Raw genomic sequence first — 24,097 nt, 5'->3', positions numbered from 1 at the left:
CAGAGACTGGATGCCGTGGGTGCCCTCGTGAATCGGATTGAGACGGTTGTCGCGGTAATACTGCTCGACCGGATATTTTTTAATGATACGGCGACCACCGAGAATCTGGATAGCGTGTTCGTTAGCCTTGAGGCAGAACTCGGACGGCCAGGACTTGACGATCGGCGTGAGCAGATCGAGCAGTTCAAGGGCGGTCTTGCGCTCCTCTTCGGTTTCCAGGGTCTCGGTATCATCGAACAGGCGTGCAGCGTAGAGGCCCAGATCGAACGCGCCTTCCACATAGGCTTTCTGGGTCAGCAGCAGGCGCTTGATGTCAGTGTGCTGGATGATCGACACCTGTGGCGAAGACGGGTCCTTGCCATCGGGTAGCCGGCCCTGGGGACGATCACGAGCATATTCCAGGGAGTACAGGTAGCCGGCATAGCCGAGCATGACCGCGCCCATACCCACACCGATACGTGCTTCGTTCATCATCTGGAACATGTACGACAGCCCGTTGTGCGGCTTGCCTACCAGATAGCCCACGCACTCGCCTTTTTCGCCAAAGTTCAACGCGGTTGAGGTGGTGCCGCGCCAGCCCATCTTGTGGAACAGACCGGCCAGGGCAACGTCGTTGCGCTCGCCGACGGTGCCGTCATCATTGACCAGAAACTTGGGCACGATGAACAGCGAAATGCCTTTCACACCGGGGGGAGCATCGGGCAGCTTGGCCAGCACCATGTGCACGATGTTTTCCGAAAGCGGATGGTCGCCACCGGAAATATAGATCTTGTTGCCCTTGAGGCGATAGCTGCCGTCCTCGGCAGGTTCTGCCTTGGTGCGGATATCCGACAGCGACGAGCCGGCATGCGGCTCGGTCAGCGCCATGGTGCCGAAGAAGCGACCCTCGATCATAGGCTGCAGGAAGCGCTCCTTCTGCTCTTCGCTACCAAAGTTCTCGATCAGGTTGGCTGCGCCCATTGTCAGCATTGCATAAGAGGAGGTGGCGGCATTGGCTGACTGGAAATGCGCAAAGCAGGCCTGGGACAGCAGGTTGGGCATCTGCATGCCGCCCTGCTCGAAGGTGCGCGTTGCATTCAGAAAGCCGGCTTCGAGGAAGGCGTCGACGGCCGGTTTCACTTCCGGGATGAGCTCGGCCGCACCATCGACGTACTTGGGCTCGTTCTCGTCGCTCTTGCGGTTGTGCGGCGCGAAATACTTGTCGGCAATGGTGCGCGCAGTATTGATAGCCGCGTCAAAGGTCTCACGGTTGTGATCGGCGAAGCGAGGGCGCTCGGTCAGGCCTTCGGCATCCAGCACTTCGTAGAGTTCGAAGGCCAGGTTGCGTGAATCAAGTAGGGTATCGGACATGCTCGGTGCCTCTGTGAAAAGTGCGTGCAGTGTATGCAGTCAAAAGGTGACTGAAAACGGCCATTGATATCTCTTATGCCGTCTGATCAGAACAGCCGAAGCAGCGGCTCATCAAGCGCCGCGCGCTGCTCGCGCAGGGTCAAGACCTGGTCTGCCCAGTACCGCTCGCTGGCAAACCAGGGAAAGTGCCGCGGAAAGGCCGGATCGTCCCAGCGACGTGCCAACCAGGCGCTGTAATGTACCAGACGCAATGTTCTCAGCGATTCTATCAGAGCCAACTGGCGTGGATCGAAGTCGTGAAACTCGTTGTAACCTTCTACCAGCTCGGCCAGTTGGGCCTGACGCTGGTTATGGTCACCAGACAGCATCATCCACAGATCCTGAATTGCCGGGCCCTGCCGGCAGTCGTCCATGTCGACCATATACAGGCTTTCGTCTCGCCAGAGCAGGTTGCCTACATGCAGATCGCCGTGAAGCCGGATCGTTTTGTACGGGACTGCTTGCATGCGCTGGTCGATCACCTGCATCAGGTCGTCGGCAACGGAGAAGTACGCCGGACGCAGATTCTCGGGTACTACGCCAGAGTCGCGCAGCCAGGCAATACTGTCGTGGCCGAAGCTCTGCACAGTGAGCGATGGTCGGTGTTCGAAGGGGCGCATCGCTCCCACCGCATGCAGGCGACCAACCAGACGGCCAAGCATCAACAGGTGGTCGGGATTATCCAGTTCCGGTGCGCGTCCACCAAAGCGCTTGAACAGGCTGAAGCGAAAGCCGGCAAACTCGAACAGCGTGCGGCCTTCGACCTGCATCGGCGGAATGACTGGAATGTCCCTGTCAGCCAATTCGAGCGAATAGGCATGCTCCTCGAGTATGGCTTCATCGCTCCAGCGCACAGGGCGGTAGAATTTGGCAATCAGTGGCTGTGCGCCCTCAATACCTATCTGAAAAACCCGGTTCTCGTAGCTGTTCAACGTTAGAGTGCGTGCATCACTGAGAAAGCCAAGGGACTCCACCGCATCGAGCACGGTGTCGGGTGTCAGTAGAGCAAAGGGGTGTTGCGAGTCCATGGTTGAGCAGCCAGCAAGAATAGACGGTCATGTTCGCGCTTATGACCGCAAGCCGCAAGCTTCAAGCGACAGAGCTAGGGTGCCGGTGGAGATTTGCCGGGGGATGGCTCAGGGGGTTCTGGCTATGCACCAGATGCTCACGCTGGCAGCGCCGGCCTCTATCAATGTCTGACTGGCTGCGTCGGCGGTGGTACCGGTAGTCACCACGTCATCGACAAGAGCCAGATGCAGGCCGGTAACCGCCGCCGTTGGCGGAGATTGAAAAGCGTTGGCCAGATTGCGTTTGCGATCATTGGCACTTAGCCCCTGTTGTGCCGCGGTGTGGCGCACCCGCCGCAGGCTATGCCTGCACAGTGGGAGCTGCAGATATCTGGCCACCGGACCGGCGATTTCCTGGGCCTGATTGAAACCGCGTCTGGCCTGGCGCTTTGGATGCAGCGGCATAGGCAGCACCCGGTCGGGCAACGATTGATCATGTTCGCTGTAGTGAAAATGAACTGCCTCAGCCAGTAGGCGCGCCAGGAGTCTGCCGTAGATCAGTTGGTCGTGATATTTGAAGGCTGGAATCAGGCTGTCGATGGGGAAGCGGTACAGCAGGGGGCTGACCACCTGTGCAAAGGTGGGGTTGCGCAGCTGACACTTGCCGCACAGCTGGTTGTCTACGGGGAGCGGCAGGGCGCAGCGTCGGCATTGGCTGTGCAGCCAGGGCAGATCTGTGCGGCAGGCGTCGCAGATTCCGCTAGTGGTCTGGGCGCCGTCGCCCAGGCACAACAGGCAACGGCTCGGATGGCTATTAATTAACCACTTGTAAACCTGCGATATGTTCAATGGTTGACAGCCTCCTTGCCGCCGTTATCATGCGACTCATAGCTTCAACCAACTCCGTTTTCCGTGCAACCGCCAGGATCTAATTCATGACAGCCTCAGTAACCCGCCACAACTGGACACCGGCAGACGTGCTGGCCCTGTTCCGTCAGCCTTTCAACGACCTGCTGTTCCAGGCCCAGACCGTTCACCGCCAGCATTTCGATGCCAACCGGGTGCAGGTCTCAACGTTGCTGTCGATCAAGACCGGTTCTTGCCCAGAGGATTGCAAGTATTGCCCCCAGTCCGGCCACTACAACACTGGCCTGGAAAAGGAAAAGCTGCTGGAAGTGCAAAAAGTGCTGGATGAGGCCGCTGCAGCCAAGGCGATTGGCGCAACCCGCTTCTGTATGGGCGCGGCATGGAAGCATCCTTCCGAGAAGGACATGCCCTACGTTCTGGAGATGGTCAAGGGTGTACGCAAGTTGGGTCTGGAAACCTGCATGACCCTGGGCAAGCTGACCAAGGAGCAGACAGCTGCACTGGCCGACGCCGGGCTGGACTACTACAACCACAACCTGGACACCTCCCCCGAATTCTATAGCAGTATCATCACCACTCGCACATTCGGTGATCGCTTGGAAACGCTTTCCTATGTGCGTGATGCGGGCATGAAGATCTGCTCCGGCGGTATTCTGGGTATGGGTGAATCCATTGAGGATCGCGCTGGTCTGCTGATCCAGTTGGCCAACCTGCCAGAGCATCCCGAGAGTGTGCCGATCAACATGCTGGTCAAGGTCAAGGGCACGCCGCTGGAAAACGAAGAGGATGTTGATCCCTTTGATTTTATCCGCACCCTGGCCGTAGCGCGCATCATGATGCCCAAGTCCCATGTGCGTCTGTCTGCAGGTCGCGAACAGATGAACGAGCAGACCCAGGCCCTGGCATTTTTCGCTGGCGCCAACTCGATCTTCTACGGTGACCGGCTGCTGACCACCTCCAATCCGCAGGCCGAGAAAGACATGCGTCTGTTCGAGCGTCTGGGCATCAAGCCCGAAGAGCGCCAGGAGCACGACGACGAAGTGCACCAGGCCGCGATCGAGCAAGCCCTGGTCGAGCAGCGTGATAGCGAAATGTTTGTTAACGCGGCAGGCTGATAAACAGCAGCCGCAAGCTTCAAGCTTCAAGTGACAAGCTGCGGGTGCTCTCGGCACCCTCAGGGTGTCCCCGATCAATTCGACTATCAGTGCGCACGGTCAGCTTGCTGCTTGAAGCTTGCCGCTTGCAGCTGTGTGAGCCATATGTCCTTCGACCTGTCGTCCCGTCTTGCCGAGCGCCGTGCCGCTCACCTGTATCGTCAGCGTCCGCTGCTCGAGTCGCCCCAGGGCGTTAGGGTGACGGTGGACGGGCAGGCATTATTGGCATTTTGTAGTAACGATTACCTGGGGCTGGCCAACCACCCGGAAGTGATCGATGCATTCACCCGGGGTGCGCGCCAGTGGGGTGTCGGTGGCGGCGCCTCGCATCTGGTGGTCGGTCACAGCGAACCACATCATCAGCTGGAAGAAGCCCTGGCGCACTTTACCGGTCGGCCGCGAGCACTGCTGATGTCCAGCGGTTATATGGCCAATATCGGCGCGGTGACGGCGCTGGTCGGCAAGGGCGATACCATTTTGCAGGACCGTCTCAATCACGCATCTCTCCTGGATGCGGGCCTGCTCAGTGGCGCGCGGTTCTCGCGTTATCTGCACAATGACCCGGTCAGCCTGGCATCCCGGCTGGAAAAGGCCGTGGGAAATACGCTGGTTGTGACTGACGGGGTGTTCAGTATGGACGGCGATCTTGCCGACCTGCCTTCCCTGTGTGCGACCGCACGAGCCAAGGATGCCTGGGTCATGGTGGATGATGCCCACGGTTTCGGCTGCCTGGGCAGGAACGGCGGCGGCATTGTCGAGCATTTCGGCCTGGGCATGGGGGATGTCCCGGTATTGATAGGTACCTTGGGCAAGGGTTTTGGTACCGCGGGCGCCTTTATTGCTGGCAGTGAGGAGTTGATCGAGACATTGATTCAATTCGCCCGACCATACATATACACCACTAGCCAGCCACCCGCAGTGGCATGCGCCACACTGGCCAGTCTGCAGTTGCTGCGCGATGAACACTGGCGCCGCGATCACCTGCAGCAACTGATTACACAGTTTCGCGCCGGCGTTGCCGAGCTCGGGCTGGAGCTGATGGACAGCCCTAGCCCCATTCAGCCTATTCTGGTGGGTAGCAGCGCCCGCGCGCTGGCATTGTCTGCCGCGCTGCGTGAGCAGGGGATTCTGGTTACCGCGATTCGTCCGCCGACTGTACCCCAAGGCACCGCCAGATTGCGCGTCACCCTGTGCGCCGCTCATAGCGAGGATGACGTGGGGCAACTGATAGCCGCCCTGAAGCATGCGCTGACCAAACTGCCGGAGCAGACACATGACTGATATCAGCTTGCTGCCTGGCTGGGCGATGGCCCCAACAACAATGCAGTCGCTGCGTGATGCCCTGCTGGAGCGCTTGCCAGCCAGCCGAGTGGGGTGTCATGCGCTGCCAGCAATCCAGCTTTCCAGCATGGAGCCGGATTTGACCGCGCTGGCTGAGAGCCTGAAGCCGGGCGTGCTGGTTGGCTGGTCACTCGGAGGCATGCTCGCACTACAGCTGCAGCGTCGTTTTCCCGAGCGCTTCAGCGCGGTAGTTACTATCGCCACTAATGCCTGTTTTGTCGCGAGAGCCGACTGGCCGACCGCGATGCCGTCTGACACTTTCAAGCAGTTCTTCGCGGATATGCGCAGCGAGCCAGAGAAAACGCTGAAGCGTTTCGCACTGTTGGTGACGCAAGGCAGTGCGCAGCGTCGCAGTCTGGGTAAGTTGCTGGAGTGGGACCGAGCCGATCACCAGCAACGCCTCAATGGTCTGGCGTTACTGGCGGTTGTGGACAATCGTGTGCCGCTATCGCGCAGTGTAGCGCCGATGCTGCATTGCCTGGGCGCTAACGATGCTCTGGTGCCCGCTGATGCGGCTGGGCCGCTGGAACGCCTGGCTGAGCCAGGCGTGGCGCGGGTGGTTGTACATCCAGAGGCCAGCCATGCGATCGTGCTCGAGCAACCCCTCTGGCTGGCCGATCAGATCGCCGGTTTCCTGGAGACCGCCAATGTCTGAGACAGCGATAGACAAGCAACGGGTCGCGGATTCATTCAGTCGCGCCGCAGCTACTTACGATCAGGCGGCAGCCTTTCAGCGGAGTGCGGGGAGTAACCTGCTGGCACGCATACCCGCCCAGCTGCAGGCGCATGAGATCGTTGATCTGGGTGCGGGCACGGGTTATTTCACCCGAGCTCTGACGCAGCGTTTTGCGGTTGCCGCAGCAGGTCTGGATCTGGCCGAGGGCATGCTACGTTTTGCCCGCCAGTGCAATGGTTCCGAACATGCCCTGCTCGACAGGCAACCGCGCTGGGTAGTGGCTGATGCAGAGGCTCTTCCTCTGCGCCCGGCCTCCCAGGATCTGATTTTTTCCAGTCTGGCGCTGCAGTGGTGTCCCGACCTTGCGCGGGCAATCGCAGAAGCGCGGCAGGCGCTGCGCCCGGGCGGTTGTCTTGCTTTTAACACTCTGGTTGAAGGGACGTTGTTCGAGTTGCAACGTGCCTGGCAGTCGGTGGATGCTTTCGTGCACGTCAACCGATTTATGCCTTCTGACGAGCTTCGACAGATTCTGGCCGCATCCGGTTTTTCGCATTGGCGTTGTGACTTAGAGACCCACGTGCTGCGGTATGGCCAGCTAGGCGAACTGACCCGCGAGCTCAAGGCATTGGGCGCGCACAATATCAATCAGGGCAGGCCGGGAGGCCTCACCGGGCGCGCGCGACTGCGCGCTCTGACCCAGGCTTATGAAGCGTTCCGCCAACCCGAAGGGCTGCCCGCTACCTATCAGGTCGCGCAAATTCTCATGTTCAAGGAGTCATGACATGCTCAAGCGTTATTTTGTGACTGGCACCGACACTGAAATCGGCAAGACCACCATCGCCTGTGGCTTGTTGTGTGCAGCTCGACGCACAGGGCTTACCACTGCAGCGGCCAAGCCTGTCGCGGCTGGCTGCGAGCGTACCAGCGAGGGCCTGCGCAATGAAGATGCCTTGGCCCTGCAGGCCCAGTGCGATCCGGCATTGGCCTACGAGCTGATCAATCCAGTCACACTGGAGGCGGCTATCGCACCGCATATTGCAGCGAATGAAGAGGGTGCGAATCTGACGGTCGAACTCCTCGCCGGTGGTTGCCTGCAGGTATTTGATCGCAAGGCCGAATTTACCCTGGTTGAGGGCGCGGGTGGCTGGCGCGTTCCTCTCAATCCGGAGCAGACCCTGGCTGATTTGGCACGCGAACTCCGGGTACCGGTCATCATGGTTGTGGGTATGCGCCTGGGCTGTATCAACCACGCTATTCTTACGGCTGAAGCGATCGCGGCGGATGGCATCGAGCTGGCCGGCTGGGTTGCAAACCAGGTGGACCCTGACATGAGTCGTCCACAGGAGAATCTGGCTACACTGAAAAAGTTGATACAGGCGCCTTATCTGGGCTATGTGCCCTGGTTGGAAGATGCTACCGCGGATCTTGTGGCGGATTTTCTGGATATAACACCGCTGGTCTGAAAGCGGTAGCGGGCCGGTATTCCAGGTAGTGGCTTTGTGCTTCAATAGCAGTGTTAACACACCAAGGAGTTATGCTCATGGCTAGTCTCGATTTGATGTCAGCCGGCATGAACAGTGTCCGTCAGGGTCAGTACCGTGCGTCGACTGCCGCAGCAGAAATTGCGCGCGTGGGCGTCCCTGCCGATCCGGCTGCCTCTCAGGCTGTACCGCTGCAGCCTGCCATCGACAAGCCCGCGGCTACTACCGCAGTGGACAGCAACCGCCCGGTCAATCTGGTAGACAGCCTGGTCGAAATGCGACAGGGTCAGCGCGAGGTCGAGGCGGGTTCTTCCGTTATCGATACTGCTTCTGAAGTGCTTGGCACTCTTCTGGACGTGAAGGCCTGATTTAATCAGGCCATTGGAACGCCCGTGAGCAGCATTGGCTCGTATTCTCCTTTTCCATCCTACATACCGCCGTCCGCTCGTGCGGAGCCCGCGCGCGGTTTTTCTGCGGGTGATCAGTTTCCCGTAGCAGTTTCCGCAGGTATGGCAACTGCCGCCCCTGGTGAGGGGGAGAATCCGCCAAGTGGACAATCTGCCGGTATCCGTAACGATCTGCCGGGTTCCCTAGTCGGAGAGGGCGGCGTTGCGAAAGAGTCGGACGATAGCTCGCAGCGCGAGGCGCAAGTTCGCCAGGAGCTGGCGAGCAGAGAAGCCAGGCTGGAAATGATCGAGCAGGCCGAGATTCAGGACCTGGCAGCCAGGGATCGTGAGGTTCGCGCCCACGAGCAGGCGCACATGGCCGTCGGTGGTCAGTACGCGGGTGGCGTCAGTTACGATTACAGTCGTGGACCCGATGGGCGTCTTTACGCGACGGGTGGTTCGGTCTCGATTGACATATCCCCTGTCTCAGGTGATCCGGCAGCGACCATCAACAAGATGCAACAGGTGCAGCGTGCCGCGCTGGCACCGGCCGAGCCCTCCGGACAGGACCGGGTAGTCGCCGCCCAGGCGGCGCAACTGATTGCCCAGGCGCGCTCAGAAATCGCTTCCAGCACCGTGGAAGCTGAACCGCGGTCTGCTGCCTCCGGGAATGAGTCCGGTGAGGCAGAAACTGATGTCATAGAGCAGCCGGATGCCGCACCGGTGGTGTCCGGCTCCCGGGAGCTGGCCACCTATCGCCAGATAGATTCCTCGTCACAGTATGCACAGGCAACCTTCAGCGCCAGCGCCTGAATCTGCCGTATCTTTCTGCTTCCCTTCCTTCGTACTTCAGCCGTTGTTTTGTGCATTGCAAGTAATGGTGCGTGGGCGCGGGCAGGTTACAAATAATTCCCGGGCCAGCGGATGACTGGGGCTTGACATATCTAAGGTCTAAACGTATGTTTCAAACGTCTGTTTGAATCAGCACCTAGTCCGCAGCCAACAGCTGCTCTTGAATCCCGTTTCAACCGTTGAGGTCAAGTACCATGCCAGATTACAAGGCTCCCCTGCGTGACATCCGCTTCGTCCGTGACGAAGTCCTGGGATATGAAGAACACTACAAGAGCCTGCCCGGCTGCGAAGACGCGACGCCGGACATGGTTAACGCCATTCTCGAAGAGGGCGCCAAATTCTGTGAGCAGGTGATTGCCCCCCTGAATCGCGTGGGCGATACCGAGGGCTGTACCTGGAGCGCGGAGGGCGTCAAGACCCCGACCGGTTTCAAGGAAGCCTACGCTCAGTACGTTGAAGGCGGCTGGCCTAGTCTGGCCCATGATGTTGATCATGGCGGCCAGGGTCTGCCCGAGTCACTGGGTCTGGCAGTCAGCGAAATGGTTGGTCAGGCAAACTGGTCCTGGGGTATGTACCCTGGCCTGTCACATGGTTGCATGAACACCATCGCGCAGCACGGCACTGACGAGCACAAGCACACTTACCTGACCAAGCTTGTTTCTGGTCAGTGGACAGGCACCATGTGCCTGACCGAATCCCATTGTGGAACGGATCTGGGCATGCTGCGTACCAAGGCAGAGCCCCAGGCTGACGGAAGCTACAAGCTCAGCGGTACCAAGATCTTCATCTCTTCCGGTGAGCACGACATGGCCGAGAATATCGTCCACATCGTTCTGGCCCGCCTGCCCGACGCACCGGCTGGCACCAAGGGTATCTCGCTGTTTATCGTTCCCAAGTTCCTGCCTGACGCGAATGGCGAGAAGGGTGAGCGTAACGGCGTGAACTGCGGTTCCCTTGAGCACAAGATGGGTATCCACGGTAACGCTACCTGCGTGATGAACTTTGACGGCGCTACCGGCTTTTTGATCGGGCCACCGAACAAGGGTCTGAACGCCATGTTCACCTTTATGAACACTGCCCGCCTGGGTACTGCTCTGCAGGGGCTGGCCCATGCTGAAGTCGGCTTCCAGGGTGGCATCCAGTACGCCCGTGATCGTCTGCAGATGCGTTCGCTGACTGGTCCGAAGGCGCCTGAGAAGGCGGCTGACCCGATCATCGTGCACCCTGATGTACGTCGTATGCTATTGACCATGAAGGCCTTTGCCGAAGGCAGCCGCGCCATGGTGTACTTCACTGCCCAGCAGGTGGACATCGTCAAGAACAGCCAGGACGAAGCACAGAAGAAGCAAGCTGACGCGCTCTTGGCCTTCCTGACTCCTATCGCCAAGGCGTTCATGACTGAAGTCGGTTTTGAAGCGGCTAACCATGGCGTACAGATCTACGGTGGCCACGGTTTCATCGCCGAGTGGGGCATGGAGCAGAACGTGCGTGATGCCCGTATCTCCATGCTGTATGAAGGCACTACCGGTATTCAGGCACTGGACCTGCTGGGTCGCAAGGTACTGATGACCCAGGGCGAAGCGCTCAAGTGCTTCACCAAGATCGTGCACAAGTTCTGTCAAACCGAAGAAGGCAACGAAGCTATTTCCGAGTTTGTAGCGCCGCTTAACGCGTTGAACAAGGAATGGGGCGAGCTGACCATGAAGATCGGCATGGCAGCGATGAAGGACCGTGAGATGGTTGGCGCGGCATCTGTCGATTATTGCATGTATTCCGGTTACGCCTGTCTGGCCTACTTCTGGGCTGACATGGCTCGGGTTGCTGCAGCCAAGCTGGCTGAAGGCACCTCCGATGCCGCTTTCTACCAGGCCAAGCTGCAGACTGCGCGTTTCTACTTCCAGCGCATCTTGCCGCGTACCCGCACGCATGTAGATGCGATGCTGTCGGGTGCTGACAACCTGATGGATATGCCGGAAGAGAACTTCGCACTGGGCTATTGATAGATCTGGAGGGATAGATCTGGCCGGATAAGTCCTGCCGGGTTGACCCGATTGGCAAGATAGAAGGCCGCTCCCGAAAGGGCGCGGCCTTTTTTTGCGTGCGGCGCGGAGGTGAGTGGCTCAGAGGTCCTGTTCGACGGTCTCGCGCACCAGTTTGAAAATCTTCCGCGATGCCGCTGGTGGTTTGTTCTCGGCAGCTTCCTTGGCGGCCTGGCGTATCAGCTGGCGTAATTGCTGACGATCAGTCTGAGGGTAGGCAGCCATGAACGCTTCCTGGTCCTCGGCATTACCTGTGAGTAGCCGGTCACGCCAACGTTCGATCTGATGGAAATGTTGGGCATGGGCTTGGCTGCTGCTGTCGAGCCGATCCAGATAAGCGCGAATGGCATCGATATCCTGATCGGGCATCTGTTTGCCAACAAAGCTCAAATGCCGTTTCAGCGCACCGCGGGCGGTGTGACGCGGCGCCTCTTCCAGAGCGGCGAGCAGTTTGTCGGTCAGGTTAAGCTTGGCCAACTGGGCAGGTTTGAGGTCAATCAGTCGGCGCCCAAGGGCGCGCAGCTCATCGCGCTCACGTTTGAGCTGCGATCTGCTGACGCCCTCGTCATCCTGTTCCTCGTCGTAGAAGTCTGTCATGGTCACCTCGTTGCGGCCCGCCTCTGGTTACTACATGCGGTTACTTTTCAATGCGCCATGATACCCGTTCACAGCGGGGCTGTCCGCGGTACAATGCCCGCCTGAGAGGAGATTACATGACCGATTACCAGCCCACCCGACAGGAAGATCCCCATGCGCTGCGCCAGGATACCCTGCGTCAGGAACTAGAACAGCGAGTTGCCTTTATTCTTGAAGAGTCACGTCGCCAGGGTGCGACTGCCTGTGAGGTAGGCGTAAGCCAGAACACCGGACTGTCGGTTGCGGTGCGTCAGGGCGAAGTGGAAACCGTCGAATTCAATCGCGACCAGGGTTTTGCGATCAGTCTTCACGTTGGGCAGCGCAAGGGCTCGGCTAGCACTTCCGATACCTCCGACGAGGCGATCAGTGCGGCGATCAAGGCAGCCCTGGGTATTGCCCAGCATGCTTCAGAAGACAGCTTTGCAGGTCTCGCTGATCCTGAGCTTATGGCCCAAGACCTGCCTGACCTGGACCTGTACCACCCCTGGAATCTGGACGCCAGCGAGGCCATCGAGCGAGCGCTTGCCTGCGAGGCTGCTGCCCTGGAAACCGACCCTCGGCTCACCAGCGACAGCGCTAACGTGAGCACTCAGAAGGGTTGCCGTGTCTATGGCAACAGCAACGGTTTTATCGGTAGTTCCATGGGTACCCGGCACAGTGCTTCTGCAGTGATGATTGTCGCGTCCGACCAGGGCATGCAGCGCGATTACTGGTACGACGTAGACCGTCAGGCGGGCAATCTGCCGAGTCCGCAAGCGCTTGGACGCAAGGCCGCGCAACGCACGCTGGCTCGGCTCGGCTCAAGACCGATCAAAACGGCCAAGGTCCCGGTATTGTTCGCCGCGGACCAGGCTGCAGGCCTGCTGGGGCACCTGATTGGCGCGATCGCCGGCGGCGCGGTTTATCGTCAGTCCACCTTTTTACTTGATGCATTGGGTCAGCCTATCTTCCCAACCTGGGTGAGCATTGATGAGCGGCCCTATATGCCGCGTGCACTTGGCAGCTCGACGTTCGATGGCGATGGTCTGGCCACCCGCGAGCAGGCATTTGTCGATCAGGGCAGGTTGATCAGTTGGGTACTCAGCACCTACTCCGGCCGCAAGCTTGGACTGCCCAGTACCGCTAACGCTGGTGGCGTACATAATTTGCACATCACCAGTAACGCTGGCGATCTCGAAGCTTTGCTGCAGGAGATGGGTACGGGGCTGCTGGTCACCGAACTGATGGGGCAGGGCGTCAATGGCGTTACCGGAGACTATTCTCGCGGAGCCGGTGGGTTCTGGGTGGAGAATGGCCAGATTCAGCACCCGGTTCAGGAAGTGACCATAGCTGGCAACCTGAAGGATATGTTCGCTAATCTGCGTTGTGTGGGATCGGACATCGAGCGACGCGGGAATAATCTGACCGGGAGCTGGCTGGTGGACGGGATGACGGTGGGAGGGGAGTAAAGCAGCGGCAAGCGGCAAGCTACAAGCTACAAGCGGCAAGCGGGAGTCTGGCTGAGTTGAGGTTCAGGTTTGTATCGAAAGAATCCGCCTGGATTCCCGCCGAGGGTATGACGGAATCAGTTGGGTGCTGAAGACAATGGAGCAGGTGTTGCAGGGAGCGCACCATTAGAGTTAACAGGCCGCAGCGTGGCTTTGGCTTTGGCTTTTAGCTTGAGGCTTGCCGCTTGTAGCTTGCCGCTTGAGCCTAGCGGCTTGCCGCTTTCACTCCCCCTCTTCGAAATAATCCTCAATCAATGCCAGCAGTTCCTGCATCGCCTGTTCAGCGTCGTCACCTTGGCAGGTGATGCAGACTTCGCTGCCCTTGCCGGCTGCCAGCATCATGACCTGCATGATGCTTTTGCCATTGACCTGATCTTCTTCTGTTGAGCCGATACGTACTTCACAGCCGTGTCGATTGGCTACGCCAACGAACTTGGCTGCAGCTCGGGCATGCAGGCCGAGCTTGTTGATAATCAGCGTGCGCCTGGTGAGCATGGTCAGGGAATATCCCTGTGGCGGATAAGCATGTTGGCTGTTTTGCTGCCCAGAGCCTGCAAAAGTCGTTCGGCAATATAGACCGAACGGTGGTGCCCTCCGGTGCAGCCAATCGCAATGGTCATGTAGCTGCGTTCACCAGCGGCGTAGCGCGGCAGCCACTTGCTCAGAAATCGATGTATGTCCTCGAACATTTCCTGGGCGTCGGGTTGGGCGTCGAGAAAGTCGCGAACAGGTTGATCCTTGCCGGAGAACTGCCTCAGTTCGGGTTTCCAGTAAGGGTTGGGCAGGCATCGCACATCAAACACCAGATCCGCATCAACGGGTACGCCCCGCTTGAATCCGAAGGACTGGATCAGAACGGACGGCGCACTACCCTGGCTACCCAGCAGACGCTGCTTCAGGGTGTCGCGTAGCTGGTAGAGATTGAGATGGCTGGTATCGATCTTCAGGTTGGCTAGGTCGATGATAGGCTCAAGCAGACGGAGCTCGGCCGCTATTGCTTCGGCCAGGGAGTGGCTCTGGTCGGTGAGCGGATGCTTGCGGCGGGTCTCTGAAAAACGCTTGATCAGCACTTCATCGGTGGCAGCAAGAAAAATCACGTCACAGGTAATGCCACTATCACGTACCTGCGCCAACAGCTCGGGAAACCGCTGCAAGTCACTGCGCAGATTTCTTGCATCGATGCTGATGGCGACCTTGGGTAATTGCATGCCTGATTTGTTGGCCTGCCGTGCCAGGTCTGGCAGCAGCCCCGCGGGTAGATTGTCGATGCAATAAAACCCGTTATCTTCCAGCAGGTGCAGCGCGGTACTTTTGCCGGACCCGGAACGACCACTGACTACAACAAGATGCATGGCGCTCAGGTATCCGAGTCTGTAACGGTCATGATGCGATAAAGCTCATCGGCATCGTCCGCTTCGCGCAAGGCTTCACGCAGGCTAGCCTGGTCAAGCTTTTCGGCAAGCATCTTGAGTATCTGTAAATGCTGTTCGGTGGCTTCCTGTGGGACCAGCAGCACAAAGATAAGGTCCACCGGTTCTCCGTCCAGTGCATCAAAATCAATTTTCGATTGCAGCTGGAACAGCGCGCCTACCGGTTTATGGCAATCCTCCAGCCGACAGTGGGGTATGGCTATACCGTTACCAAAACCGGTTGAGCCAAGTTTCTCCCTGGCTATCAGGTTCTGGTAAATGCTGTCGGGATCAAGATGACTATGTTGGGCGATCATCTTGCCGATCAGCTCGAGCATCTTTTTCTTGGAGCCCCCCTGCACACCGGCAAAGGTGCGCTGGGGGGTCAGTATGTGATCAATTTGCATGGGTTTTGGCTACGGTTGCCTTAGCGGTTAGCGGTCGTTGACGCCTTGCTGGCGATTGAGGTTTTTTTCCTTGTGCTTTATCAGCTGCCGATCAAGTTTGTCGGTCATCAGGTCAATGGCGGCGTACATGTCTGTGTGCTCTGCGTTGGCGACTACCTCGCCGCCGGCTACATGCAGGATAGCTTCAGCTTTCTGTCGGAAGTTCTCGACTTCGAGTATGACCTGAACATTGGTAATCTTGTCGAAATGTCGCTCCAGGCGGGACATTTTCTCGTTCACGTAATTGCGCAGTGGATCGGTAATGTCGAGCTGATGACCGCTTAGGTTCAGTTGCATATGACTTCTCCTGATTGGCTTGATGAAGCAGGGAAACGAAGTCGATTCCCCATAATGCCGTATTTCGTGCTCTGCGTATCAGGCCCGCCGGTCAGACAATCCGCTTACGTTCGCTCGACGGAGCGATATTGAGCGATTCGCGGTACTTGGCGATGGTACGACGGGCTACATCAATTCCCTGCTCTTCCAGTAAACCAGCGATCTTGCTGTCGCTCAATGGTTTCTTCGGGTTTTCTGTCGAGACCAGTTTCTTGATCAGCGCGCGGATCGCCGTGGAGGAAAATTCGCCGCCTTCAGAGGTGCCGACATGGCTGGAAAAAAAGTACTTAAGCTCGAAGATACCCCGAGGCGTGTGCATGAATTTCTGCGTAGTTACCCGCGAGATCGTTGATTCATGCATACCTACGGCTTCGGCTATGTCGTGCAGCACCAGGGGCTTCATTGCTTCTTCACCGTACTCGAGAAACTCGCGCTGGTGCTCGACAATCTGAGTGGCCACTTTCATCAATGTTTCGTTGCGGCTTTGCAGGCTCTTAATGAACCAGCGTGCTTCCTGCAGGTTATTGCGCAGGTAGGTGTTGTCTGTGCTGGAGTCGGCACGCCGTACCATGGAGGCGTATTGGCTGTTGACCCGGATCTTGGGAACAGATTCCTGATTCAGCTCGACAATCCAGCGGTTGCTGTCGCGGCGCACAATAACATCGGGGATCACATATTCGGGTTCACCCGAAGCTATTTCCGAGCCGGGGCGGGGGTTGAGCGTCTGGATCAACGCGATAACGCGACCCAGCTGGTCTTCCTTGAGCCGTGTGCGACGCATCAGCTGACTGAAATCGCGACTGCCAAGCAAGCCCAGATGATCGCGCACGACCTTCTGTGCCTGCTCCAGCAGCGGGGTGTCGGCCGGCAGCTGGCGCAGTTGCAGCAGCAGGCACTCGCTCAGATCACGTGCCCCTACACCCACGGGTTCGAACTGCTGGATTCGGTGCAGCACCATTTCGATTTCGTCGAGCTCCACTTCGCGCTCCGGGTCGATGGAGGCAAGGATCTCTTCGAGAGACTCCTCCAGATAGCCGTCTGCATTGATTGCATCAATGATCGATAGTGCAATGAGCTGGTCGGTTTCCGAAAGAGGAATCAGGTTCAGCTGCCATTCCAGGTGGCTTTGCAGCGTTTCACCGGTACCGGTGCGGGAAGTGAAATCCCAGTCATCATCATCGCCGCTGGGGAGCGAGCTTGCCGATGTCTGATAGACATCTTCCCACTGGGTATCTACGGGCAAATCGCTAGGAATCTGTTCATTCCAGTTGCCTTCCTCGGCGGCCTGGGAGTGCTGATCAATGGCGTCCATTTCAACCGGCTCGGGTACGGAGACGGCGGGGGCATCGTCGTTGTCGGCTCCATCTGATCCCGAGCCGCCATGATCATCGTCAGCCTCGTCAGCCATTTCCAGCATCGGATTAGCTTCAAGGGCCTCCTGAACCTCCTGTTGGAGGTCGAGACTCGACAGTTGGAGCAGTCTGATGGCCTGCTGCAGCTGCGGCGTCATGGTCAGCTGCTGCCCCATCTTGAGGACGAGCGTAGGTTTCATTATCGGACGTATTACCTTATGCGCTATTACTGGCGTTGGTGCGAGGCTGGCCTGAGGCTAGCATGCCTGAATCGACCCTGTTTTTATAGCCGGAACTCTTGGCCCAGATACACATCCTTGACCAGCTGATTGTCGAGTACGGCCTGCGCGTTTCCCTCGGCGATAATATGCCCATCGCTGACGATGTAGGCCTTGTCGCAGATGTCGAGTGTCTCGCGCACATTGTGATCGGTGATCAGCACGCCAATGCCCTTGTCCCTGAGATGCTGAATGATCTGTTTTATATCGTTTACCGAGATCGGATCCACACCGGCAAAGGGCTCATCGAGCAGAATGAACTTGGGGTCACTTGCCAGCGCGCGAGCTATCTCAGCACGACGGCGCTCGCCGCCGGACAGACTCATGCCCTTGCTGTCGGCCAGATGATGGATATGAAATTCGTGCATCAGGGAGCTCAGCTTGTCGAGCCGGCCCTGCCGGTCCAGATCCTTGCGAGTCTGGAGTATCGCCATGATATTGTCGGCCACACTCAGCTTGCGGAAAATGGATGCCTCCTGGGGGAGGTAGCCGATGCCCTGGCGAGCCCGTCCATGCATGGGCAGATGGGTGACGTCGAGGCCGTCTACCAGTATGTGACCATGGTCGGCCTTCACCAGCCCGACAATCATGTAGAAGCAGGTGGTCTTGCCAGCGCCATTAGGGCCAAGCAGGCCAACTACTTCGCCACTGCGGATGGACAGGGACACATCCTCAACGACCTTTCTCGTCTTGTAGGCCTTGGCCAGATGGCGTGCTTCGAGGACGGTTGCAGCAGATTCGGTCATGGCGGGCCCGGTCATGGATTGGCGGCTTCATCGCGTTGGCGGGGCTGGATCACGATTTCGATGCGCCCCGGTTCGCCCGAGTCACCCGCCGCCGGTCGTCCCGCGTCTACCACCTGTTCATTGATGTCGTAGCTGACGAAGTCACCCTGAAAGGTGTTGCCGCGCTGCTCCAGGCGTGCCTGGTCGATCAGTACTACGCGTTCGCTGTCGGCAAAGTACTCGATGGTCTGCGCGCGGGCGTTCACTTCGCCGTCGTTTTCGCCGGGGGTCTGAGTGTAGGTAGCGGGGTTTCCCGTGCTGGTGATCTTGCTCACCGCACCGGCACTGTCGGTAGCCAGCGTGACCTGGTTTCCAGTGAGGCGCATGCTGCCCTGGGTAATAATGACGTTGCCCCGGTAGACCGCAGTGTTGCGGCGCTCATCCAGGGTGGCACTGTTGGCCTGGATTCGGATCGGCTGGTTGCTGTCCTGAGGTAATGCCATTGCCGGCAGGCTGGCAACCAGCAGCAGTGCGACCACCGGCAGGAATTTATTGAAGCTCATGCTGACCTCGTACGTTGGACAGCAGCTCCAGGCGGCCGTCATCAAGAAAAACCTGCATGCCGTCAGCAGTGGTGACGCTGCCAGCGGTCTCGATTCTAACGCTTTGTGCCGTTTCGGCATAATCACGCTCGGGAAACAGCGTCAGAGCCTGCGTGGTCATGCGTGCCGAGGGCTCAGTGGGATCCTGCCGCTGCAGCAGTACATCGGTGTTCAATTGCACTTGATTGCCGCCTTTGGTTACGGCGCCCTGTTGCGCCTGCAGCAACCAGGGGTGCTCTTCGCCGGGGCGATAGTACAACAGGTTTGGCTGTTCAAGCTGCGTACTGTCATCGGTGCGTTGATGCGTTGCCCGGGTGCTACGCAGCTGGTATGCCGGTGTCCCCTGTCCGTTGAACATGAGTATCTGCGTATTTTCCATGAAAAAATCCGGTTGCAGCGGGTCGGTCACCAGCGGCTCCTGGTCGAAGGAGGAGGGCCGAATATTGAAATACCCCACGGCCAGTGCCAGGGCTACTGCCAGGCCTATCAGTCCGGCAGTGCGTAAGTAGCGTGGGATAGCAAACATCAGAGATAAGCCTCGCGTGCTTTGCCAAGTGTGCCCTGCGCGCCCATTATCATTTCGCAGAATTCCCGGGCTGCTCCAGCGCCGCCTGCTGCACGGGTGACGCAATGGGCCTGCTCGCGCACAAAGCTGTCAGCCGTGGCCACCGCCACACCCAGTCCGACGCGGCGCATGACCGGAAGGTCTGGAAGATCATCGCCCAGGAAAGCGATCTGCTCGAGCTCGAAGGGCAATATCTCGCGTAGCTCGGCAAGTGCGTTGAGTTTGTCTTCGCGCCCCTGAATCAAATGCTTGATGCCCAGATTTGCTGCGCGGTTTTCCACCAGCGGTGACTTGCGACCACTGATAATCGCCACTTCAACGCCCGAAGCCATCAGCATCTTGATGCCGTGGCCGTCCAGGGTATTGAAGGATTTGAATTCGGTGCCGTCAGGCATGAAGAACAACCGGCCATCGGTAAGCACTCCATCGACATCGAAAATCGCCAGTCGGATGCCGGCTGCGCGGCGGCTCAGGTCAGCACTCATGCCTGATTCGATCGAGCTCATACTACCCCCGCGCGCAACAGGTCGTGCATATTCAATGCGCCCACCGGTCGGCCATCCGGGTCAACTACAAAAAGCCCGTTGATCTTGGCGTCTTCCATGATCTTCAATGCCTCGGCAGCAAGGGCGCCCTGGCTCACTGTCTTGCACTGCGGGGTCATCACCAGGGAGATGCTCGAGGTGTGGATATCCAGGTTCTGATCCAGTGTGCGACGCAGGTCGCCGTCGGTGAATATGCCAGCGAGCCTGCCCTGTTGATCGGTAATCCCTGTGAGACCCAGGCCCTTGCGGGTCATCTCCAGGAGCGCGTCGCGCAGTGATGTTTGCGGGGTAACCATGGGCATCCGCTCACCGTCGTGCATTATATCGTCAACCAGCAGCAGTAATCGGCGTCCCAGTGTGCCCCCGGGGTGAGAGAAGGCAAAATCCTCGGCGCTGAAGCCGCGGGCTTCGAGCAATGCAATAGCCAGGGCGTCGCCCATGACCAGCGCAGTAGTAGTACTGGATGTCGGCGCCAGATTCAACGGGCAGGCTTCCTGCTCAACACCGGTATGCAGGTTGGCCAGAGCCGCCTTGGCCAAGACCGAGTCGGGATTGCCGGTAATACTGATCAGCGGTACCCCGAGACGCTTGAGCAGCGGCAGCAATGTGACGACTTCGGCAGTGTTGCCGGAGTTGGACAAGGCGATGACCACGTCCTGCCGGGTGATCATGCCCATGTCGCCGTGACTGGCTTCGCCCGGATGCACAAAAAAAGCAGGGGAGCCAGTGCTGGCCAGAGTGGCCGCAATTTTCTTGCCTATATGTCCGGACTTGCCCATGCCGGTTACAACAATGCGTCCTGTACATGACAGCAGGGCATCACAGGCTTTGACGAAGCCCTCGTCAAGGCGCTCAAGTAGGCTGTGAACCGCGTCGCGCTCCATCTCGATGCTACGCCGCGCGGAAGCGGTAAAATCAAAATCAGGCATATGCACACTTCGTCTGTTGGCAAGCGTGAGAGTATAGCGCCTTGTCTCCTTTAACTCATCCGTTGCCAGTCTTGCCGCCGCTGTTAAGTCCGCACAAGGGTGGCATTGTGTTGGCGAATATTGCGCGGCGGTTTTATTGTGCAGCCCTCACTTGGGCTGGATACACCAAACTGTTATATTAGCGCGTTCATTTTGCCCGCCTTGCGCCGGTAGCCAGGAAGCCCGATTTTTTTATGACCGACGATTCAGAATTCATCGTTGACCTCAAACAGGTCACCTTCAAGCGCAGCGGACGCACCATTTTTGATGGTGTGGATATCCGTATTCCGCGCGGCAAGGTGACCGGGATCATGGGGCCTTCAGGCTGCGGCAAGACCACCTTGCTGCGGTTGATTGGCGCGCAGCTGCGGCCCGAAAGCGGCGCAGTACTGGTCAACGGACAGGATATTCCCAAGCTCAAACGAGGCGATCTTTTCCGCGCCCGGCAGAACATGGGCATGTTGTTTCAGAGTGGCGCGTTGTTCACAGACCTGAGTGTGTTTGAAAACGTGGCTTTTCCTTTGAGGGTGCACACCGAGCTCAGCGAGGACATGATCGGCGATATCGTCAAGCTCAAGCTGCAGGCTGTGGGTTTGCGCGGCGCGCACACATTGATGCCCGACGAGCTGTCCGGCGGAATGAAGCGGCGTGTAGCGCTGGCGCGCGCCATCGCACTCGACCCGCAATTGTTGATGTACGACGAACCCTTCGTAGGTCAGGACCCAATCTCAATGGGTGTGCTGGTGCGTCTGATCCGGTTGCTCAATGATGCGCTGGGGCTGACCAGTATTGTGGTGTCCCACGACCTGACCGAAACCGCCAGTATTGCCGACTATTTATACGTGATTGCTGATGGACAGGTATTGGGCCACGGGGCGCCGGGCGAGCTGATGGAGTCCAGTAACCCGCGCATCCGGCAGTTCATGCGCGGCGAGCCAGATGGACCGGTACCTTTCCATTATCCGGCTGACGAATTGACCAGCGATCTGTTGCAGCGGGGTGAGCATAAATGAAGACCCTCGCTGATCGCCTGGCGTTGATGGGTGCCTCCGGGCTGGACGTGATCGCAGCCATCGGCCGGTCCGGCGTGTTTCTATTCCATGCCATCACTGGTCGTTCAAACTTTGGCAGTGGCTGGAGCCTGTTCATCAAACAGCTCTATGCCGTGGGCGTACTGTCTCTGGCAATCATCATCGTATCCGGACTCTTTATCGGGATGGTGCTGGCCCTGCAGGGCTACAATATTCTCAGTACCTACGGTTCCGAGCAGGCAGTGGGGCAGATGGTAGCTTTGACCCTGCTGCGTGAACTTGGGCCGGTTGTGACTGCTCTATTGTTTGCAGGCCGTGCGGGTTCCGCGCTGACTGCCGAAATTGGCTTGATGAAAGCGACTGAGCAGTTATCCGGCCTGGAGATGATTGGCGTCGATCCGCTCAAGTATGTGATTGCGCCGCGATTGTGGGCTGGCTTCGTGTCCATGCCACTGCTGGCAATGATCTTCTGCGTTGTCGGGATTTGGGGCGGAGCCATGGTTGCGGTCGACTGGCTCGGCGTTTATTCAGGCTCATACTGGGCCAATATGCAAAACTCCGTGGAGTTTGGCAGCGATATCATCAACGGCCTCATAAAGGCAGTGGCCTTCGCGTTTGTGGTTACCTGGATCGCGGTATTCCAGGGTTATGATTGCGAGCCCACCTCGGAAGGTATCAGCCGGGCAACCACCCGTACCGTTGTTTATGCCTCCCTTGCCGTACTCGGCCTGGACTTTATCCTCACAGCTTTGATGTTCTGATCAGCAAGGAAACCGAACATGCGTACCCGTACTTTAGAGTTGACCGTCGGCCTGTTCATACTGGTTGGCATCATGGCACTGCTGGTTCTGGCGCTGCGGGTCAGCGGGCTGAGCGTCAGCCCGGGAGCTGATACCTATAAGGTTCATGCCCATTTTGACAATATTGCCGGCCTGACTCCCCGTGCCAAGGTCACCATGTCCGGTGTAACCATCGGCCAGGTGACGGCCATCGAGTTCGACAAGACCCGTTACACAGCGCGGGTCGAAATGGCGATCGACGGCAGCGTCAACACCTTGCCTTCTGATAGTGCAGCCTCGATCCTTACAGCGGGTTTGCTCGGTGAAAAATATGTCGGCATCAGCGTGGGTGGTGAGGACACCATGCTCAAGGATGGCGATCGAATTGTGGACACTCAATCGGCACTGGTACTGGAAGAGCTGATTGGTCGTTTCCTCCTCAGCACCGTCAGTAAAGAAGACTAATACGGAGAATGATTATGCGAGCCATGTTCAAAGCACTGCTGGTACTGGCCCTTGCTGCTCCGCTTGCGGTGCACGCGGCGCTTACGCCCCATGAAGTGGTCGAAGACACTTCCGTACGGGTAATGGAAGTTCTGGACGCCAACCGCGAGACCTACAAACAGGACACGGACGCCTTCCTTGACGGACTCAACGAGATCATGAATCCGGTGGTCGACTTCCGTGGGATTGCGCGCAGCGTGATGACGGTGCGTTACAGCGGCCGTGCTACCGACGAGCAGATGGACCGCTTTATCGAGACTTTCAAGCGCAGCATGGTGCAGTTTTACGGTAACGCCCTGCTGGAATTCGATAGCGGTATGATCAAGGTGTTGCCACCCACAGGTCGGGGCAAATACGGTGATGACCGCACTAGTGTCGACATGGAGATTCGTACCTCCAATGGCATGGTATACCCCGTTACCTACACCATGGTTCTTATTGACGACCAGTGGAAGGTGCGCAACGTCATAGTGGAAGGTATCAACATGGGCTTGCTGTTCCGTGATCAGTTCGCCCAGGCAATGCAGTCCCACCGTGGCGATCTGGATGCCGTTATCGACAATTGGGGGACCGTGGTTGCCCAGTCCGCCAAGACAGTAGAAAAAGAGGTAGAGAATTGAGCGCCAGTATTGTCAGTGACAACAACGGCCTGATTCGGCTCGAGGGTGTGTTGGACTTTACCACTGCGGTGAGTCTGCGCTCCGATATCGAGGAGGCAGTCAAGGCACAGTCCAGCGATATTACACTTGATTTTGCCGGCGTCACCTTGACCAACAGCGTCGGACTGTCACTCATACTGGTTGCTGCGCGGGCCCTGGAAGGGCGTGAAGGCAGCCTGCGTTTACAGAGTGTGCCCGACGGACTACGGAGTATTGCCCGGGTCTGCGAGCTGGAAGACTGGCTGGGCACACTGACAGTCTGAAAATTATTTTTTAACGGATGGGAAATACATGCAGTCCGAACAGGTTAAACAATTGATAGAGCCGCAATTGCCCGACACTGAAGTGCTGGTGGAAGGCGAGGGCTGCAATTTTCAGCTGAATGTGATCAGCGATACCCTGGCGGCAATGAGTCCGGTCAAGCGTCAACAGCAGATCTACGCGCTACTGGGTGACCAGATAGCGGATGGCAGCATTCATGCCGTCACCATGAAATTCTTTACCCGTGACGCCTGGAATCAGCGCGCCTGAAGCGGTAACACGTCAAAGCCACACTTACCTGGCGTCCTGCGCCTGACAAGAG

At 58.2% G+C, this 24,097-nt stretch carries 29 protein-coding genes; 15 read left to right on the top strand and 14 right to left on the bottom strand.

Translation table 11 applies throughout. The features are described from left to right. From FZF01_RS18625 to FZF01_RS18615, 3 genes are all read right to left on the bottom strand, one after another. Nucleotides 1-1,350: acyl-CoA dehydrogenase family protein (locus FZF01_RS18625; protein WP_150279411.1), on the bottom strand; the 1,350-nt coding region annotated here is incomplete at its 3' end. A gap of 86 nt (nucleotides 1,351-1,436) precedes the next feature. After that, a complete protein-coding gene (locus tag FZF01_RS18620; protein WP_150279223.1) occupies nucleotides 1,437-2,417 on the bottom strand; it encodes a serine/threonine protein kinase in 981 nt (326 codons plus the stop codon). 108 nt (nucleotides 2,418-2,525) lie between these two features. Continuing rightward, nucleotides 2,526-3,245 carry a ComF family protein gene (locus tag FZF01_RS18615; RefSeq protein WP_150279224.1) on the bottom strand — a complete coding sequence of 240 codons (720 nt, stop codon included), beginning with the start codon at nucleotides 3,243-3,245 and terminating at the stop codon, nucleotides 2,526-2,528. 86 nt (nucleotides 3,246-3,331) lie between these two features. Here FZF01_RS18615 and bioB point away from each other — a divergent pair, with 86 nt between their 5' ends. From bioB to FZF01_RS18575, 8 genes are all read left to right on the top strand, one after another. Further along, nucleotides 3,332-4,378, top strand: a complete 1,047-nt coding sequence (bioB, locus tag FZF01_RS18610) for a biotin synthase BioB (RefSeq protein ID WP_150279225.1) — start codon at nucleotides 3,332-3,334, stop codon at nucleotides 4,376-4,378. Nucleotides 4,379-4,522: 144 nt separating this feature from the next. Continuing rightward, nucleotides 4,523-5,698 carry an 8-amino-7-oxononanoate synthase gene (gene bioF, locus FZF01_RS18605; RefSeq protein ID WP_150279226.1) on the top strand — a complete coding sequence of 392 codons (1,176 nt, stop codon included), beginning with the start codon at nucleotides 4,523-4,525 and terminating at the stop codon, nucleotides 5,696-5,698. Continuing rightward, a complete protein-coding gene (locus FZF01_RS18600; RefSeq protein ID WP_150279227.1) occupies nucleotides 5,691-6,413 on the top strand; it encodes an alpha/beta fold hydrolase in 723 nt (240 codons plus the stop codon). The genes bioF and FZF01_RS18600 overlap by 8 nt, the downstream gene beginning before the upstream one ends. After that, a complete protein-coding gene (bioC, locus tag FZF01_RS18595) occupies nucleotides 6,406-7,215 on the top strand; it encodes a malonyl-ACP O-methyltransferase BioC (RefSeq protein WP_150279228.1) in 810 nt (269 codons plus the stop codon). Before FZF01_RS18600 ends, bioC begins: the two co-directional genes overlap by 8 nt. A gap of 1 nt (nucleotide 7,216) precedes the next feature. Beyond that, complete coding sequence (bioD, locus tag FZF01_RS18590; RefSeq protein WP_150279229.1) at nucleotides 7,217-7,897, top strand: dethiobiotin synthase; 681 nt, start codon at nucleotides 7,217-7,219, stop codon at nucleotides 7,895-7,897. A 77-nt stretch (nucleotides 7,898-7,974) separates the two neighbouring features. Then, entirely contained in the window at nucleotides 7,975-8,283 is a 309-nt protein-coding gene (locus tag FZF01_RS18585; RefSeq protein ID WP_150279230.1) for a flagellar basal body rod C-terminal domain-containing protein, read from the top strand. Between the two features lie 141 nt (nucleotides 8,284-8,424). Next, nucleotides 8,425-9,114, top strand: coding sequence for a putative metalloprotease CJM1_0395 family protein (locus tag FZF01_RS18580; RefSeq protein WP_150279231.1), 690 nt, complete (start codon nucleotides 8,425-8,427; stop codon nucleotides 9,112-9,114). A gap of 233 nt (nucleotides 9,115-9,347) precedes the next feature. After that, nucleotides 9,348-11,153 carry a phenylacyl-CoA dehydrogenase gene (locus FZF01_RS18575; RefSeq protein ID WP_150279232.1) on the top strand — a complete coding sequence of 602 codons (1,806 nt, stop codon included), beginning with the start codon at nucleotides 9,348-9,350 and terminating at the stop codon, nucleotides 11,151-11,153. Nucleotides 11,154-11,273: 120 nt separating this feature from the next. Here the strand turns inward: FZF01_RS18575 and yjgA are convergent, their stop codons facing one another. Next, a complete protein-coding gene (gene yjgA / locus FZF01_RS18570) occupies nucleotides 11,274-11,789 on the bottom strand; it encodes a ribosome biogenesis factor YjgA (protein ID WP_150279233.1) in 516 nt (171 codons plus the stop codon). A 116-nt stretch (nucleotides 11,790-11,905) separates the two neighbouring features. Between yjgA and pmbA the strand changes: the two genes are divergently transcribed. Continuing rightward, nucleotides 11,906-13,276, top strand: coding sequence for a metalloprotease PmbA (pmbA, locus tag FZF01_RS18565; RefSeq protein WP_150279234.1), 1,371 nt, complete (start codon nucleotides 11,906-11,908; stop codon nucleotides 13,274-13,276). Nucleotides 13,277-13,537: 261 nt separating this feature from the next. Here the strand turns inward: pmbA and FZF01_RS18560 are convergent, their stop codons facing one another. The 10 genes from FZF01_RS18560 to FZF01_RS18515 all read right to left on the bottom strand — a co-directional run bounded on the left by FZF01_RS18560 (nucleotide 13,538) and on the right by FZF01_RS18515 (nucleotide 20,502). Further along, complete coding sequence (locus FZF01_RS18560; RefSeq protein ID WP_150279235.1) at nucleotides 13,538-13,810, bottom strand: HPr family phosphocarrier protein; 273 nt, start codon at nucleotides 13,808-13,810, stop codon at nucleotides 13,538-13,540. A gap of 2 nt (nucleotides 13,811-13,812) precedes the next feature. Further along, on the bottom strand, nucleotides 13,813-14,667 hold the full coding sequence (gene rapZ, locus FZF01_RS18555) for an RNase adapter RapZ (RefSeq protein WP_150279236.1): 855 nt from the start codon (nucleotides 14,665-14,667) through the stop codon (nucleotides 13,813-13,815). A gap of 5 nt (nucleotides 14,668-14,672) precedes the next feature. After that, entirely contained in the window at nucleotides 14,673-15,131 is a 459-nt protein-coding gene (ptsN, locus tag FZF01_RS18550; RefSeq protein ID WP_150279237.1) for a PTS IIA-like nitrogen regulatory protein PtsN, read from the bottom strand. 27 nt (nucleotides 15,132-15,158) lie between these two features. Beyond that, complete coding sequence (hpf, locus tag FZF01_RS18545) at nucleotides 15,159-15,467, bottom strand: ribosome hibernation-promoting factor, HPF/YfiA family (protein WP_150279238.1); 309 nt, start codon at nucleotides 15,465-15,467, stop codon at nucleotides 15,159-15,161. A 91-nt stretch (nucleotides 15,468-15,558) separates the two neighbouring features. Beyond that, nucleotides 15,559-17,058 carry an RNA polymerase factor sigma-54 gene (locus FZF01_RS18540; protein ID WP_150279239.1) on the bottom strand — a complete coding sequence of 500 codons (1,500 nt, stop codon included), beginning with the start codon at nucleotides 17,056-17,058 and terminating at the stop codon, nucleotides 15,559-15,561. An 83-nt stretch (nucleotides 17,059-17,141) separates the two neighbouring features. Then, nucleotides 17,142-17,882: an LPS export ABC transporter ATP-binding protein gene (lptB, locus tag FZF01_RS18535; RefSeq protein ID WP_150279270.1), complete on the bottom strand. Its 741-nt coding sequence runs from the start codon at nucleotides 17,880-17,882 to the stop codon at nucleotides 17,142-17,144. A gap of 11 nt (nucleotides 17,883-17,893) precedes the next feature. Continuing rightward, nucleotides 17,894-18,424 (bottom strand): lipopolysaccharide transport periplasmic protein LptA, encoded by a 531-nt coding sequence (gene lptA / locus FZF01_RS18530; RefSeq protein WP_150279240.1) that lies wholly within the window; start codon nucleotides 18,422-18,424, stop codon nucleotides 17,894-17,896. Beyond that, nucleotides 18,411-18,989 (bottom strand): LPS export ABC transporter periplasmic protein LptC, encoded by a 579-nt coding sequence (lptC, locus tag FZF01_RS18525; protein WP_150279241.1) that lies wholly within the window; start codon nucleotides 18,987-18,989, stop codon nucleotides 18,411-18,413. Before lptC ends, lptA begins: the two co-directional genes overlap by 14 nt. Beyond that, nucleotides 18,989-19,513: a KdsC family phosphatase gene (locus tag FZF01_RS18520; protein WP_150279271.1), complete on the bottom strand. Its 525-nt coding sequence runs from the start codon at nucleotides 19,511-19,513 to the stop codon at nucleotides 18,989-18,991. The genes lptC and FZF01_RS18520 overlap by 1 nt, the downstream gene beginning before the upstream one ends. A 17-nt stretch (nucleotides 19,514-19,530) precedes the next feature. Continuing rightward, on the bottom strand, nucleotides 19,531-20,502 hold the full coding sequence (locus tag FZF01_RS18515; protein ID WP_150279242.1) for a KpsF/GutQ family sugar-phosphate isomerase: 972 nt from the start codon (nucleotides 20,500-20,502) through the stop codon (nucleotides 19,531-19,533). A gap of 233 nt (nucleotides 20,503-20,735) precedes the next feature. Here FZF01_RS18515 and FZF01_RS18510 point away from each other — a divergent pair, with 233 nt between their 5' ends. Genes FZF01_RS18510 through FZF01_RS18485 form a run of 6 tightly spaced genes read left to right on the top strand, consistent with a single transcriptional unit; the run spans nucleotide 20,736 to nucleotide 24,045 of the window. Next, on the top strand, nucleotides 20,736-21,554 hold the full coding sequence (locus FZF01_RS18510) for an ATP-binding cassette domain-containing protein (protein WP_150279243.1): 819 nt from the start codon (nucleotides 20,736-20,738) through the stop codon (nucleotides 21,552-21,554). Beyond that, entirely contained in the window at nucleotides 21,551-22,333 is a 783-nt protein-coding gene (gene mlaE / locus FZF01_RS18505; RefSeq protein ID WP_150279244.1) for a lipid asymmetry maintenance ABC transporter permease subunit MlaE, read from the top strand. Before FZF01_RS18510 ends, mlaE begins: the two co-directional genes overlap by 4 nt. Nucleotides 22,334-22,351: 18 nt before the next feature. Next, entirely contained in the window at nucleotides 22,352-22,816 is a 465-nt protein-coding gene (gene mlaD / locus FZF01_RS18500) for an outer membrane lipid asymmetry maintenance protein MlaD (RefSeq protein ID WP_150279245.1), read from the top strand. Nucleotides 22,817-22,839: 23 nt separating this feature from the next. Beyond that, a complete protein-coding gene (locus FZF01_RS18495; protein WP_150279272.1) occupies nucleotides 22,840-23,475 on the top strand; it encodes an MlaC/ttg2D family ABC transporter substrate-binding protein in 636 nt (211 codons plus the stop codon). After that, nucleotides 23,472-23,777, top strand: coding sequence for an STAS domain-containing protein (locus tag FZF01_RS18490; RefSeq protein WP_188434485.1), 306 nt, complete (start codon nucleotides 23,472-23,474; stop codon nucleotides 23,775-23,777). Before FZF01_RS18495 ends, FZF01_RS18490 begins: the two co-directional genes overlap by 4 nt. Nucleotides 23,778-23,805: 28 nt before the next feature. Then, the gene (locus FZF01_RS18485; protein WP_150279247.1) at nucleotides 23,806-24,045 is read left to right on the top strand and encodes a BolA family protein; all 240 of its coding nucleotides are present in this window, start codon (nucleotides 23,806-23,808) and stop codon (nucleotides 24,043-24,045) included. Nucleotides 24,046-24,097 lie beyond the last annotated feature (52 nt).

The sequence above is a fragment of the Halopseudomonas salina genome (assembly GCF_008641105.1).
Note: the sequence above shows the minus strand (reverse complement) of the source record. Positions and strands in the feature narration are given on the sequence as shown.

Excerpts from the sequence above, each read along its gene's own strand:
- FZF01_RS18520 (WP_150279271.1), bottom strand. The coding sequence starts at position 19,513 with ATGAGTGCTGACCTGAGCCGCCGCGCAGCCGGCATCCGACTGGCGATT.
- mlaE (WP_150279244.1), top strand. The coding sequence starts at position 21,551 with ATGAAGACCCTCGCTGATCGCCTGGCGTTGATGGGTGCCTCCGGGCTG.
- FZF01_RS18560 (WP_150279235.1), bottom strand. The coding sequence starts at position 13,810 with ATGCTCACCAGGCGCACGCTGATTATCAACAAGCTCGGCCTGCATGCC.
- mlaD (WP_150279245.1), top strand. The coding sequence starts at position 22,352 with ATGCGTACCCGTACTTTAGAGTTGACCGTCGGCCTGTTCATACTGGTT.
- FZF01_RS18575 (WP_150279232.1), top strand. The coding sequence starts at position 9,348 with ATGCCAGATTACAAGGCTCCCCTGCGTGACATCCGCTTCGTCCGTGAC.
- bioC (WP_150279228.1), top strand. The coding sequence starts at position 6,406 with ATGTCTGAGACAGCGATAGACAAGCAACGGGTCGCGGATTCATTCAGT.
- ptsN (WP_150279237.1), bottom strand. The coding sequence starts at position 15,131 with ATGCAAATTGATCACATACTGACCCCCCAGCGCACCTTTGCCGGTGTG.
- rapZ (WP_150279236.1), bottom strand. The coding sequence starts at position 14,667 with ATGCATCTTGTTGTAGTCAGTGGTCGTTCCGGGTCCGGCAAAAGTACC.
- pmbA (WP_150279234.1), top strand. The coding sequence starts at position 11,906 with ATGACCGATTACCAGCCCACCCGACAGGAAGATCCCCATGCGCTGCGC.
- FZF01_RS18580 (WP_150279231.1), top strand. The coding sequence starts at position 8,425 with ATGGCAACTGCCGCCCCTGGTGAGGGGGAGAATCCGCCAAGTGGACAA.
- bioD (WP_150279229.1), top strand. The coding sequence starts at position 7,217 with ATGCTCAAGCGTTATTTTGTGACTGGCACCGACACTGAAATCGGCAAG.
- FZF01_RS18515 (WP_150279242.1), bottom strand. The coding sequence starts at position 20,502 with ATGCCTGATTTTGATTTTACCGCTTCCGCGCGGCGTAGCATCGAGATG.
- lptC (WP_150279241.1), bottom strand. The coding sequence starts at position 18,989 with ATGTTTGCTATCCCACGCTACTTACGCACTGCCGGACTGATAGGCCTG.
- lptA (WP_150279240.1), bottom strand. The coding sequence starts at position 18,424 with ATGAGCTTCAATAAATTCCTGCCGGTGGTCGCACTGCTGCTGGTTGCC.
- yjgA (WP_150279233.1), bottom strand. The coding sequence starts at position 11,789 with ATGACAGACTTCTACGACGAGGAACAGGATGACGAGGGCGTCAGCAGA.
- FZF01_RS18600 (WP_150279227.1), top strand. The coding sequence starts at position 5,691 with ATGACTGATATCAGCTTGCTGCCTGGCTGGGCGATGGCCCCAACAACA.
- FZF01_RS18585 (WP_150279230.1), top strand. The coding sequence starts at position 7,975 with ATGGCTAGTCTCGATTTGATGTCAGCCGGCATGAACAGTGTCCGTCAG.
- FZF01_RS18540 (WP_150279239.1), bottom strand. The coding sequence starts at position 17,058 with ATGAAACCTACGCTCGTCCTCAAGATGGGGCAGCAGCTGACCATGACG.
- FZF01_RS18485 (WP_150279247.1), top strand. The coding sequence starts at position 23,806 with ATGCAGTCCGAACAGGTTAAACAATTGATAGAGCCGCAATTGCCCGAC.
- bioF (WP_150279226.1), top strand. The coding sequence starts at position 4,523 with ATGTCCTTCGACCTGTCGTCCCGTCTTGCCGAGCGCCGTGCCGCTCAC.
- lptB (WP_150279270.1), bottom strand. The coding sequence starts at position 17,882 with ATGACCGAATCTGCTGCAACCGTCCTCGAAGCACGCCATCTGGCCAAG.
- FZF01_RS18495 (WP_150279272.1), top strand. The coding sequence starts at position 22,840 with ATGTTCAAAGCACTGCTGGTACTGGCCCTTGCTGCTCCGCTTGCGGTG.
- bioB (WP_150279225.1), top strand. The coding sequence starts at position 3,332 with ATGACAGCCTCAGTAACCCGCCACAACTGGACACCGGCAGACGTGCTG.
- FZF01_RS18620 (WP_150279223.1), bottom strand. The coding sequence starts at position 2,417 with ATGGACTCGCAACACCCCTTTGCTCTACTGACACCCGACACCGTGCTC.
- hpf (WP_150279238.1), bottom strand. The coding sequence starts at position 15,467 with ATGCAACTGAACCTAAGCGGTCATCAGCTCGACATTACCGATCCACTG.
- FZF01_RS18510 (WP_150279243.1), top strand. The coding sequence starts at position 20,736 with ATGACCGACGATTCAGAATTCATCGTTGACCTCAAACAGGTCACCTTC.